Here is a 12,446-nt window from a genome sequence, read left to right on the forward strand (position 1 = left end):
TATGAAATTAGTAGTAGGAACTAGAGGTAGTAATTTAGCCCTTGTTCAAACAAATTGGGTTGTAGAACAATTAAAAAAGAATAACCCAAATATAGAGTTTGAGATAAAAATTATAAAAACAAAGGGCGACTTAATAAAAGACTTACCACTAGATAAAATAGGTGATAAGGGATTATTCGTAAAAGAAATCGAAAAAAGTCTTTTAGATAAAGAAATAGATATGGCAGTTCATAGTATGAAGGATATGCCATCATATCTTCCAGAAGGACTTAAATTTGCACATTCTCCAAGAAGAGAAGACCCTAGAGATGCTCTTATTTTTAGAGAAGGTTATAAAACTTTAGAAGATTTACCTCAAGGTGCAAAAATAGGAACTGGAAGTAAAAGAAGAAAATATCAATTATTAAAACATAGACCAGATTTAGAAATTGTACCTATAAGAGGTAATATCGAGACAAGAATAAAGAAAATAGAAATAGAAAATCTTGATGGTGTAGTATTAGCAGCATCAGGACTGAGAAGAGCTGGATTAGAAGAAAAAATAGATTATTATATACCGACAGATATTATGTTACCTGCTCCTGCACAAGGAATATTAGCTCTTGAAATTAGAGAAGATGATAAAGAGACTGAAAAAATAATAGATTCTATAAAAGATAATATTACAAAAGTACAAATAGATGCAGAAAGAGGTTTCTTAATAGGTGTTAATGGAAGTTGTCATATACCTATGGGAGCTTATTGTGAAGTAGATGGAGAAAAAATTACTCTGACTGGACTTTATGGAGATGGAGACGGAAAGAAAATAGTAATTCAATCTAAAGAAGGAACTCTAGCTGATGCACAAAAAATAGGATATGAATTAGCAAAAAGTGTATTAAAGGAGTATGAAAAATAATGAAGGGGAAAGTTTACTTAGTGGGGGCAGGACCTGGCGATTATAAACTATTAACATTAAAAGGGTTAGAATGCATAAGAAAAGCAGATGTTATAGTTTATGACAGACTTGCTAATATAAATTATTTAAAAGAAGCTAAAAAAGGCTGCGAGTTTATAAATGTTGGAAAAGCATCAAGTGACCATTTAGTACCTCAAGATCAAATAAATAGAATAATAGCTGATAAAGCCTTAGAAGGAAAAATAGTAACAAGACTTAAAGGTGGAGATCCATATGTATTTGGTAGAGGTGGAGAAGAAGGTGAACTTCTTGAAGCAGAGGGAATTGATTTTGAGGTTGTTCCAGGAATAACTTCAGCAATCGGTGGGCTTTGTTATGCTGGAATTCCAATAACTCATAGAGACAATGCATCATCATTCCATGTTATAACTGGTCATCTTAGAAAAGATGGAAAAGAAAATCCTGATATAAATTGGAATGCCTTAGCTAATATGAGAGGTACACTTGTATTTTTAATGGGTGTAGCAAATTTAAAAAATATAAGTGAAAATTTAATGAGAGAAGGTATGGCTAAAGATACACCTGTAGCATTTATCAGCTGGGCAACACGCTACAATCAAAGTGTTGTTACAGCAACGCTTGAAAATGCTTATGAAGTTGCTATGAAAGAAGGTGTAAAACCACCAACATTAATAGTAGTAGGAACAGTTGTAAACCTTAGAGAAAAGTTAAACTTCTTTGAAAATAAACCTCTATTTGGCAAAAATATAATGGTTACTAGGTCAAGAAGCCAAAATAGCAAATTAGTAGAACAAATAATGGATTTAGGAGGAAATCCTATTGAGATACCAACTATAAAAATTGAAAAAGTTCAAGATAATAAAGAATTAGAAAATGAAATAAAAAATATTAAAGATTATACTTATTTAGTTTTAACTAGCAAAAATGGAGTAGATATATTCTTCGATAAATTAGATGAATTAGGGCTAGACTGTAGAGCACTTGCAAATATAAAAGTTTGCTCAATTGGTGCAGCTACATCAAAAGCTATCCAAAGAAGAGGAATTAAACCAGACATACAGCCTAAAAATGCTGTAGGAGAATCTTTGTATGATGAGTTAAAAGATATTGTCACAAAAGATGATAAGATTTTAATTCCTAGAGCTAAAAATGCTAGAAAATTCTTAGTTGAAAAACTAAACGAAATATCTAATGTAACAGAAGTTATAACATATGAAAGTGTAATGGATGATAGCAAAAAAGAAGAAGCTATAAAAGCATTAGAAGAAGGCAATCTAGATTATATCACATTTGCTAGTTCATCAACTGTAACAAACTTTATCAATCTAATTGGAGAAGAAAACAAAGATAAATTGTTTAATACTAAAATAATATCAATAGGCAGAATAACTACAAAAACTATTTTAGATAATAATTTAGAAGTTTATAAACAAGCAGAAAATGCATCTATTGAAAGTATGATAGAGTCAATGTCAGAATAAGCTACCTATTAATATGAAAGGAGCCAAAATGTTAAGAAGACCAAGAAGACTTAGAGCTACACAAGCTTTAAGAAATTTAGTAAGAGAAACAAAATTAGAAAAAGAAGATTTAATCTATCCTCTATTTATAGTGGATGGTGAAAATATAAAAAGAGAAATATCTTCTATGGAAGGTGTTTATCACTTCTCTGTAGATATGTTAGAAGATGAAATTAAAGAATTAGTTGAATTAGGAATAGAACATGTAATATTATTTGGTGTTCCTGATGACAATAAAAAAGACTGTTGTGGTAGCGAAGCATATAACGATAACGGAGCTTTACAACAAGGTATAAGAAAAATAAAAGAAATAGCGCCACAAATGGATGTAATATGTGATGTTTGTATGTGTGAATATACAAGTCATGGACATTGTGGAATATTAACAGAAGATGGATATGTAGATAATGATAAAACATTAGAATATTTATCAAAAATAGCTGTTAGTTATGCAAAAGCAGGTGCAGATATGGTAGCTCCTTCTGATATGATGGATGGAAGAATAGGAGCACTTAGAAATGCATTAGATGAAAATGGTTATGAAACTGTTGCAATAATGGCATATAGCGCAAAATATGCATCAGCATTCTATGGACCATTTAGAGATGCTGCAAACTCAGCACCAGCATTTGGAGATAGAAAAACATATCAAATGGATCCAGCAAATTCTAATGAAGCTATAATAGAAGCTGATTTAGATATTGCAGAAGGTGCAGACATAATAATGGTTAAACCTGCTCTTTCTTATTTAGATATAATAAGAAGATTTAAAGATAATTATGACTTACCAATAGCGGCTTACAATGTAAGTGGAGAGTACTCTATGTTAAAAGAAGCTGTTAAAAAAGGTCTATTAAGTGAAGATGCTATATATGAAGCTGTAATGTCTATAAAAAGAGCTGGGGCTACAATTATAATTACTTATTTTGCAAAAGATATAGCAAAATTAATTAATACAAAAAAATAATTTTTTACGAATAAAAAAATTAATACAAAAATAATGAAATCTCTTCTTTTAAAATTTCAAAAGAAGAGATTTTTTTTACATTTTTCCTAAAATTTATAATGTTAATGAAAGTATATGCAATGAAAAATTTAATTTATTTAATATTTTAAATATAAAAAATAAAAAAATATTTCATAAGATTTAGACTTTTTGTTTTTTTATGGCAATTTACAGGAAAATAATGTATTATTAATAAATAATAGGAATAATTTAACAAAAAGATAAATAGAATTATTTTTTTCTTTTTATCGCGTGCACAAAATAATATAAGGAGGAATGTTTTTATGAAGGGAATTTTAGAAAAATGGAACAGTATAAGTTTGGTTAAACGTATATTGGTAGGGATGATAATTGGTATTATTTTAGGTACATTTGCTAAGGAAGCTCAAATTATAGGACTTTTAGGGGAATTATTTGTTGGAGCATTAAAAGCAGTAGCTCCAGTATTGGTATTTTTCTTAGTTATTGGTGCTTTAGCACAACATAAAGATGGTAAAAAGAATAACATGGGTTCAGTTATAGCACTATATTTAATCGGTACTTTTTGCTCTGCTTTAGTAGCAGTTGTAGCAAGTTTTATATTCCCAGTTACAATTAATTTGGGTTCAGTAGCAGAGGTTGATACAGCAATACCTGGAGGAATAGGTGAAGTATTAAAAACATTATTACTAAATATAGTTAGTAATCCAGTTGGAGCTATAGTAGATGCAAATTATGTTGGTATATTAGCTTGGGCAGTAGTATTTGGTTTGGCATTAAGAAAATCTTCAGATAGAACAAAAGAATTTTTAGCTGATATTTCAGATGCAGTTACACAAGCGGTGAAATGGGTTATAAGTTTTGCTCCATTTGGTATATTAGGATTAGTTTTCACAGCTATATCAACAAATGGTATAGGTATATTTAAAGATTACGGTTCATTATTAGCATTATTATTAGGATGTATGGCAGTTGTTGCATTTGTTGTAAATCCAATAATAGTATATTTAAATATAAGAAAAAACCCATATCCATTAGTATTTAAATGTTTAAAAGAAAGTGGTATAACTGCATTCTTTACTCGTAGTTCAGCAGCGAATATACCAGTTAATATGGAGTTATGTGAAAGTTTAGGATTAAATGAAGATAATTATTCAGTATCAATACCATTAGGTGCTACTATAAACATGGGTGGTGCAGCAGTTACAATAACAGTATTATCATTAGCGGCTGTTCATACTTTAGGAATAACAGTAGATATACCAACTGCTATAGTTCTTAGTGTATTAGCTGCAGTTTCTGCATGTGGTGCATCAGGTGTAGCAGGTGGATCGCTTTTACTTATACCATTAGCATGTAGTTTATTTGGTATATCAAATGAAGTAGCGATGCAAATGGTTGGTGTAGGATTTATTATAGGAGTTATACAAGACTCTTGTGAAACTGGACTTAACTCTTCAACAGATGCTTTATTTACTGCAGCAGCAGAATTTAAAGAGTGGAGAAAAGAAGGAAGAAAAATTCCAGTATAATTATAAATTTAATTAAATTAGAATACAATACAATATCAAAAGGCTATTATAAAGTTGAAATATACTTTTTAATAGCCTTTTATAATGCTATGATATAATATTTTTAAATGCTTATATTTTTAATAAAATAAATAATAGAAAGGTGTAAAAAATGCTTTATCCAATAAATTTAGATATAGAAAATATAAAAATCACTATAATCGGTGGAGGTAAGGTAGCTTATAGAAAGGCTACAAATTTTTTAGATTTTGGGAAAAAGGTAACTGTAATTTCAAAAGAATTTGTTTGTGAATTTGATGAAATAAAAGATAAGATAGAGATGATTTGTGATGAATACAAAGAAAAATATATAGAGGACTCATTTGTAGTAGTAGCATCTACTAATAACAAAGAGATAAATCATGAGATAGGAATCTATTGCAATAAACATGGTAAATTAGTAAATGTTGTAGATGATAAAGAGCTTTCTAATTTTACTGTTCCATCATATGTTAAGCGAGGGGAATTGCTATTAAGTATATCTACAGGTGGAAATAGCCCATCTTTATCGGCGAAAATAAAAAGAGAGCTAGAAGAAAAATATGATGAATCATATGAAGAATATATAGAGCTTTTGGGACTAGCTAGAGCAAAAATAATAAAAGAAAATAAGGATATAAATGAAAGAAGGAAAAAAATAAAAGCCTTAATCGATTTATCAGTAGATGAACTTAAAGAAAAAATTTAATTTATAAAATAAAATTAATTTATTGACAGAATATTAAAAGTTTTATATTATTTTATTATAATATGATTACTTACTAAAATGAAACATGTTAAATTCTATGAAGAAGATAGTAGCATAGGTAGAATTTATAGAGAGTCTGGGATGGTGGAAGCTGGGCAAAGAAACCTATTGTGAAGAGAGCTTTGGAGAATGTTTTTTGAATTAAGTAGAAAAACAGGTAATCTTGCCTTAAAAGAGTAGAGTGGATAAGTTTCTTATCAATGAGAGTGGTAACGCGGTATATTCGTCTCTTGGTTTTTTAGCCGAGAGACTTTTTTAATATACAGAATTTATACGTATTACTTGAGTTAAGAAATTTTATTAATAAGAGTGGTACCGCGGAATTTCGCCTCTTGAATTTATTTCAAGGGGCTTTTTTGATAAAAATTAATAAAAGGGGATTGGAAAGAATATGAGCAAAGTCAAAGTAGGTATAATAGGGGCTACAGGTTATGTTGGTGTAGAATTAATAAGATTATTAAATTCTCACCCACAAGTAGAATTAACTGCAATAGGATCAAATTCCTTTGTAGATAAAAGTATTACAGAAGTTTATCCAAGTGTAGGTATAACAAATGATATGAAATGTATAAAAAATGAAGATGTAATAAAAGAATGTGATTTTATATTTACAGCTTTACCACATGGGGTTAGTGAAAAATTTGTACTGCAAGTAGTTAAAGAGGGGAAAAAAGTTGTTGATTTGGGTGCAGATTTTAGATTAAAAGATGAGAAACTTTTTAATAAATGGTACAACGTATCATTTATAGATAAAAATTTACATGAGCAAGCTGTTTATGGTCTTTGTGAACATTATAAAGACGAAATAAAAAATGCACAAGTAATAGCTAATCCAGGATGTTATGTAACAAGTATATCACTACCTTTGATGCCATTATTAAAAGCAAAATTAATCAAGAAAGAAAATATAATAGCTGACTCAAAATCAGGAGTGACAGGTGCGGGCAGAGGGCTTACACTACTTAGCCATTATCCTGAAATAAACGAAAATATGGTTCCTTATAAAATAGGAAATCACAGACATACTCCAGAAATTGAACAAAACTTAAGTGATGCAGCAGGTGAACCAGTAGAAATAATATTTACACCAATTTTATCACCCATGAATCGAGGAATATTATCTACAATTTATTGTGATAAAGCTGAAGGCGTTACAATAGATACGATACAAAATGAACTAGAAAAATTCTATAGTGATAAACCATTTGTAGACATTTTACCACTTGGTCAAGTTGCAACAGTAAAACACGTCAGATTATCAAATAAATGTGCTATATCAATTCACGAAAATAAATCAAAGATAATCATATGTTCTGCTATAGACAACATGGTTAAAGGTTCAGCAGGGCAAGCAATACAAAATATGAACTTAATGCTTGGTTTTGATGAATGTGAAGGGTTAAGCACAATGGCAACAGCATTTTAAAGGGGGCGATAAATTTGATGGAAATTATTAAAGGTGGTGTGACAGCTGCAAAGGGATTTACTGCATCAGGAATGCATGTAGGTCTTAGAAGAAATGTAGAAAAAAAGGATATCGCACTTATATATTCGGATACTATGTGCAATGCAGCCGCGGTATTTACTCAAAATAAAATTAAAGCTAATCCAATCTATGTTACAAGTAAACACATCCAAGATGGCAATGCACAAGCGATAATAATCAATAGTGCAAATGCAAATACATTCAATGGCAAAGAAGGATTAGAACATGCTTTTAGAATGGCACAGTCAACAGCAGAAGTATTAAATTTAAATCCAGAAGATGTTTTGGTTGCATCAACAGGAGTTATAGGTGAACCATTAAAAATAGATTTGATAGAAGATAATATAGAAAAACTTGCTAGCCAGCTTAGTAAAAGGGGACATATGGCGGCGAGAGAAGGTATTATGACTACTGATATGATTAAAAAAGAAATAACGGTATCAATTGATATAGATGGAAAAAAAGTTGTTGTGGGAGGAATGGCAAAAGGTTCTGGAATGATACACCCCAATATGGGAACTATTCTCGCATTTATAACATCAGACATAGACATAGAACAAAATCTATTACAAGATGCTCTAAGATATGCAACTAATAAAAGTTTTAATAGAATTAGTGTTGATGGCCAAACAAGTACAAATGATATGGCTATAGTTTTGGCTAATGGAAAAGCATGTAATGATAAAATTATCGAAAAAGATAGAAATTATGATACATTTTTACAAGCCTTAGTCTATATATGCACAGAACTTGCAAAATTAGTAGCAAGAGATGGAGAAGGTGCTACTAAGCTAATCGAATGTGTTGTAGAAGGTGCTTTGACAGAAGAAATAGCTGCTAGATTATCAAAAGCTGTTATAACATCAACAATGGTGAAGGCAGCAGTATTCGGCTCTGATGCAAATTGGGGTAGAATTTTATGTGCTATAGGATGTGAGGGTGCTGAATTTGACCCAAATAAAATAGATATAATTTTTGAGAGTAAAAAAGGCTATGTCGAGGTCTGTAAAGATGGAACACCACTTCAATTTAGTGAAAAGAAAGCCAGAAGTATATTAGAAGATGATGAAATAACTATTATAGTAGATCTTCAGATGGGAGATAAAATGGCAAATGCATGGGGATGCGATTTAACATATGAGTATGTTAGAATTAATGGTAGTTATAGAAGTTAATATTTAAAAAATATAAGGTTGAAATGGGGGATAAATAATTATGGGATTTAACGATGATAAAGCAAAAATGTTGATAGAAATGCTTCCATATATAGAAAAGCATAGCGGAAAAACTATGGTAATAAAATATGGTGGCAATGCCATGAAAAATGAAAGACTAAAAGAATCAGTCATGGAAGATATAATTCTTATGAGTTATGTTGGTATTAATATAGTTGTTGTACATGGCGGTGGACCAGAAATAACTAAGATGTTAGATAGATTAAAAATTCAAAGTGAATTTATAAATGGTTTAAGATATACAGATGAAGACACAATGGAAGTAGTCGAAATGGTTCTTGCAGGAAAGGTCAACAAGGAATTAGTTCTAAAAATAAATGAACGAGGGGGAAAAGCCGTTGGCCTTTGTGGAATAGATGGAAATATGTTAATTTGTGAACCTACAAAAGAAGATTTAGGATATGTGGGCAAAATCGTTGAAGTAAACCCACAAATAATAAAAGATAATCTAGATGCAGGGTATATTTCTATGGTAGCTACAGTTGGGGCTGATAGAGAAGGAAATATATATAATATTAATGGAGATATAGCAGGTTCTGCAATAGCGGGTGCTCTAAAAGCAGAAAAATATATACTTTTAACAGATGTCCCAGGATTATTAGAAGAGCCATCAATGGATGAAAGTTTAATATCTCATGTATATAAAGAAGATTTACCGATATTATTTGAAAATGGGGTTATAACGGGTGGTATGATTCCAAAGGTAAATAGTTGTATAGAGGCTTTAAATCAAGGGGTCAAAAAAGTTCATATTTTAGATGGAAGAGTAAGACATTCAATAATAACTGAACTATTTACTGATGCAGGTGTGGGGACTTTAATTGATTAAGAAATATTAGTTTTGAAATTCTGGATTAAAGATGCAAAAGAATTATATTAGATAATAAATAATATATTGAAAGAGGGGAATTTTAAATGGAATTAACACAAAATGTGAAAAATATACAAGAAAAATGGGATAAAAATTTTATGCAGACATATGCTCAAATTCCAGTTGTAATAGATAAGGGGCAAGGTGCAACAGTAACAGATATAGATGGAAAAGAATATGTAGATTTTACGAGTGGGATAGGAGTTTCTTCTTTAGGATATGGTCATAAAGGATTGGTAGAGGCAATTCAGTACCAAGCTGCAAAATTATTACACAGCTCTAATATATTTTTTAATCAACCAAATGTAGAAGCTGGAGAAAAATTAGTTAAACTTAGCGGATATGATAAGGTATTTTTCTGTAATTCGGGAACAGAGGCTAACGAAGGTGCTATGAAGATAGCTAGAAAATATAGTGATATAAAATATGAAGGCGACAGAGGCACTATACTTAGTTTGAATAAATCTTTCCATGGTAGAACTATGGCATCATTGATGGCAACTGGTAAAGATGCTTATCATAAATATTTTTATCCATTACCAACTGGTTATAAATACGTAGAAAAAAATGATATAGAGGCATTTAAAGAGGCATTAAAAGATGATACAATATGTGCATTTATTTTTGAGGCTGTTCAAGGAGAAGGTGGAGTATACCCAATAGAAAAAGAATTTATAGAAGAAGCTGTGAAACTTTGCCAAGAAAAAGATATAGTTGTAATATGTGATGAGGTTCAGGCTGGAATGGGTAGAACAGGCAAATTATTTGGATTCCAAGAATTCGACATAAAACCAGACTTAATTACAATGGCAAAAGGATTAGCAGGTGGTATTCCTGTTGGAGCAATATTATCAAACGAAAAATTATCAAATGTTCTAGCTCCAGGTGACCATGGAACGACATTTGGTGGAAATGCATTAGCCATGTCTGCTGCAAATGTTGTTTTAGATGAATTAGCTAAACCAGAATTTTTAGATGATGTAGCTAAAAAAGGAAATTATATAATGGATACAATAAAATCATGGGGATTAGATAAAATTGTAGAAGTTAGAGGTAGAGGGCTAATGATAGGAATTGAAATCAAACAAAGTGCATCAGAAGTAGAAAAAATAGCTGCACAAAAGGGATTATTGATATTAACAGCAGGAGAACATGTAGTAAGATTACTACCTCCACTTGTAATAACAATGGATGAAATAAATAAAGGGCTAGAAATATTAAAACAATGTTTATAATAGATTAAAAAATATTTTAAAAATAAAGGAAGATGTCTTTAATAATTGAATTTATTAGGGACATCTTTTTGTATATTTATAAAATGTTCAAATTTACAGCTAGAAAACATTTTCAATGCTATAATGAAGTTAAAGTTATAATTTTAAGTCAACAAGGGGGGATTTATATGAAATCTTGTAGTAAATGTAATTGTAAGATTGATTTATTAACTAGACTTAAAACATTGGGGAGTGAATGTGTACGTATCAAATGTGAATCATGCGGTACAGTATACGAGGTTGAATCAAAAGGTATAGTAAAAATAATTAATGCTTTATCATTTTTTATGATTTTTTATTTGATTTATTATTTCCTAAATTTTATGGAAATAGATTTGAAAATTAGGATTGGAATAGTATTTTTCTTGGCTGTAGTTTTCTATATATTTTGGAATGCTATAATGTCTTATTTCCTTGAATATAAAGTTATTTTTGAAGGATATAATATAAATAGAAAATCTACTAATAAAGAAGAAAGTATTACAACTATAAACAGAACTAGTCAAGCAAAACAAATTTTAAATGATATTTTAACTAAAAATGGATTTGATGAAAAAAATATAAAGCTAGATATTTTAATTGACTCATTTGAAGAATTTTTAAACAAAAAATTTAATTGTTATGAAGATCAAATAATATATACGATAAGACCAAATGATTTAGTATATAGAGATTTGAGTTGTTGTACTTTAATACGTCAGTTTGTAACAAGAAATGTTAGTGGAGAATTGAATTTAGAACGAATATATATACAAGTTTATTATAACTCTAAAGATCTTATCGATAAGTTATATAATTTACATTTTAATTATACATCAGATAAATTTGATGAGTTTCTAGCAAATGTAAGGGATGAAAATTCTTATTGGGAAGTTTTAAAGTTATATGAACCTGTTAAATATGAAATAACAGAAGAAAAATTATTTTAAGGAGGGGATAAGATGGGAGAACTTTCAAAGCTACCCAATATAGGCAAGGTTATAGAAAGTCAATTAAATGAAGTTGGTATAAATACATATGAAGATTTAAAAGATTATGGTGTTGAAAAAGCATGGTTAAAAATTCAGTCTATAGATAAATCAGCATGTATTCACAGATTGATGGCTTTAGAAGGGGCTATATTGGGAATCAAAAAATCTGAATTGCCTCAAATTAGAAAGGATGAGCTGAAGGAATTTTATAATAAATATAAGAAGTAATTTTGGGGAGTAAAAAAGGGGCAACTTGAAGATGATTAATATAAATCAATTACAGTATTTTGTAATTAGTGCAGAACAGGGTAGTTTAAGTAAAGCAGCAGAAGTTCTATATACAACCCAACCTCATGTCAGCAAAACAATAAAATCATTAGAAGGATATTTAGGAATGGAGCTTTTTGAAAGAACACCAAGGGGTGTAATTCTTTCAAAAGATGGAGAAAGAATCTATGCATATGCAAAAAATATATTAAAAAATGCTGAATTAATAGACCATTCAAAACAAAATAAAGGAGAATCTTTATTTTCGATAGCAACAAATCCAAGTAGCAAGATGTCAGAACTATTTTCACAATTTTATAATGACAAAAAAGATGAGAATATAAAATTTAAGTATATAAAGGGTGGAGTGGAGGATATTATAACAAATAGTGATCACGCTATGGTAAAACTTCTAAAGTTTTCAGAACTATGTAATATAGGCAGTTGCTGGTTTAGAGGGGAATATAAAGATAATTAAATAAAAATGATTCCTATTAAAGGATATGAGAATTATCTTGATTTTGGATATATAAAATGCAAAAGCCAGGAGTTAAATAAATATGGAGAAGAGTTTATTAAATATGTAATGAATATTATAG

The 12,446-nt window shown here is 29.7% G+C and carries 12 protein-coding genes and 1 other annotated feature; all 12 genes read left to right on the forward strand.

What is annotated here, in order from left to right:
• Nucleotide 1: 1 nt before the first annotated feature.
• A complete protein-coding gene (gene hemC, locus RDX53_RS03085) occupies nt 2-898 on the forward strand; it encodes a hydroxymethylbilane synthase (protein WP_307993699.1) in 897 nt (298 codons plus the stop codon).
• Entirely contained in the window at nt 898-2,400 is a 1,503-nt protein-coding gene (gene cobA / locus RDX53_RS03090) for a uroporphyrinogen-III C-methyltransferase (protein ID WP_195929383.1), read from the forward strand. Before hemC ends, cobA begins: the two co-directional genes overlap by 1 nt.
• Before the next feature lie 28 nt (nt 2,401-2,428).
• Complete coding sequence (gene hemB / locus RDX53_RS03095) at nt 2,429-3,406, forward strand: porphobilinogen synthase (protein ID WP_195929382.1); 978 nt, start codon at nt 2,429-2,431, stop codon at nt 3,404-3,406.
• A gap of 323 nt (nt 3,407-3,729) precedes the next feature.
• Nucleotides 3,730-4,956 carry a serine/threonine transporter SstT gene (gene sstT, locus RDX53_RS03100; RefSeq protein ID WP_195929381.1) on the forward strand — a complete coding sequence of 409 codons (1,227 nt, stop codon included), beginning with the start codon at nt 3,730-3,732 and terminating at the stop codon, nt 4,954-4,956.
• Nucleotides 4,957-5,107: 151 nt separating this feature from the next.
• Nucleotides 5,108-5,683 carry a bifunctional precorrin-2 dehydrogenase/sirohydrochlorin ferrochelatase gene (locus RDX53_RS03105; RefSeq protein ID WP_195929380.1) on the forward strand — a complete coding sequence of 192 codons (576 nt, stop codon included), beginning with the start codon at nt 5,108-5,110 and terminating at the stop codon, nt 5,681-5,683.
• 88 nt (nt 5,684-5,771) lie between these two features.
• Nucleotides 5,772-5,977 (forward strand) — a binding site (T-box leader).
• Nucleotides 5,978-6,134: 157 nt separating this feature from the next.
• The gene (gene argC, locus RDX53_RS03110) at nt 6,135-7,169 is read left to right on the forward strand and encodes an N-acetyl-gamma-glutamyl-phosphate reductase (protein ID WP_195929379.1); all 1,035 of its coding nucleotides are present in this window, start codon (nt 6,135-6,137) and stop codon (nt 7,167-7,169) included.
• Between the two features lie 17 nt (nt 7,170-7,186).
• A complete protein-coding gene (gene argJ, locus RDX53_RS03115; protein WP_195929378.1) occupies nt 7,187-8,404 on the forward strand; it encodes a bifunctional ornithine acetyltransferase/N-acetylglutamate synthase in 1,218 nt (405 codons plus the stop codon).
• Between the two features lie 40 nt (nt 8,405-8,444).
• On the forward strand, nt 8,445-9,293 hold the full coding sequence (gene argB / locus RDX53_RS03120; protein ID WP_195929377.1) for an acetylglutamate kinase: 849 nt from the start codon (nt 8,445-8,447) through the stop codon (nt 9,291-9,293).
• Between the two features lie 86 nt (nt 9,294-9,379).
• Nucleotides 9,380-10,570 (forward strand): aspartate aminotransferase family protein, encoded by a 1,191-nt coding sequence (locus RDX53_RS03125; RefSeq protein WP_195929376.1) that lies wholly within the window; start codon nt 9,380-9,382, stop codon nt 10,568-10,570.
• A gap of 167 nt (nt 10,571-10,737) precedes the next feature.
• Nucleotides 10,738-11,538, forward strand: coding sequence for a hypothetical protein (locus tag RDX53_RS03130; protein ID WP_195929375.1), 801 nt, complete (start codon nt 10,738-10,740; stop codon nt 11,536-11,538).
• A 12-nt stretch (nt 11,539-11,550) separates the two neighbouring features.
• A complete protein-coding gene (locus RDX53_RS03135; protein ID WP_195929374.1) occupies nt 11,551-11,808 on the forward strand; it encodes a TfoX/Sxy family protein in 258 nt (85 codons plus the stop codon).
• 31 nt (nt 11,809-11,839) lie between these two features.
• Nucleotides 11,840-12,325 carry a LysR family transcriptional regulator gene (locus tag RDX53_RS03140; RefSeq protein ID WP_195929373.1) on the forward strand — a complete coding sequence of 162 codons (486 nt, stop codon included), beginning with the start codon at nt 11,840-11,842 and terminating at the stop codon, nt 12,323-12,325.
• Nucleotides 12,326-12,446 lie beyond the last annotated feature (121 nt).

Source organism: uncultured Intestinibacter sp. (genome assembly GCF_902468165.1).
GTDB lineage: Bacteria > Bacillota > Clostridia > Peptostreptococcales > Peptostreptococcaceae > Intestinibacter.

What these genes read in the sequence shown, in the direction of transcription:
- hemC (WP_307993699.1), top strand. Translation starts at nt 2, where the DNA reads ATGAAATTAGTAGTAGGAACTAGAGGTAGTAATTTAGCCCTTGTTCAA.
- cobA (WP_195929383.1), top strand. Translation starts at nt 898, where the DNA reads ATGAAGGGGAAAGTTTACTTAGTGGGGGCAGGACCTGGCGATTATAAA.
- hemB (WP_195929382.1), top strand. Translation starts at nt 2,429, where the DNA reads ATGTTAAGAAGACCAAGAAGACTTAGAGCTACACAAGCTTTAAGAAAT.
- sstT (WP_195929381.1), top strand. Translation starts at nt 3,730, where the DNA reads ATGAAGGGAATTTTAGAAAAATGGAACAGTATAAGTTTGGTTAAACGT.
- RDX53_RS03105 (WP_195929380.1), top strand. Translation starts at nt 5,108, where the DNA reads ATGCTTTATCCAATAAATTTAGATATAGAAAATATAAAAATCACTATA.
- argC (WP_195929379.1), top strand. Translation starts at nt 6,135, where the DNA reads ATGAGCAAAGTCAAAGTAGGTATAATAGGGGCTACAGGTTATGTTGGT.
- argJ (WP_195929378.1), top strand. Translation starts at nt 7,187, where the DNA reads ATGGAAATTATTAAAGGTGGTGTGACAGCTGCAAAGGGATTTACTGCA.
- argB (WP_195929377.1), top strand. Translation starts at nt 8,445, where the DNA reads ATGGGATTTAACGATGATAAAGCAAAAATGTTGATAGAAATGCTTCCA.
- RDX53_RS03125 (WP_195929376.1), top strand. Translation starts at nt 9,380, where the DNA reads ATGGAATTAACACAAAATGTGAAAAATATACAAGAAAAATGGGATAAA.
- RDX53_RS03130 (WP_195929375.1), top strand. Translation starts at nt 10,738, where the DNA reads ATGAAATCTTGTAGTAAATGTAATTGTAAGATTGATTTATTAACTAGA.
- RDX53_RS03135 (WP_195929374.1), top strand. Translation starts at nt 11,551, where the DNA reads ATGGGAGAACTTTCAAAGCTACCCAATATAGGCAAGGTTATAGAAAGT.
- RDX53_RS03140 (WP_195929373.1), top strand. Translation starts at nt 11,840, where the DNA reads ATGATTAATATAAATCAATTACAGTATTTTGTAATTAGTGCAGAACAG.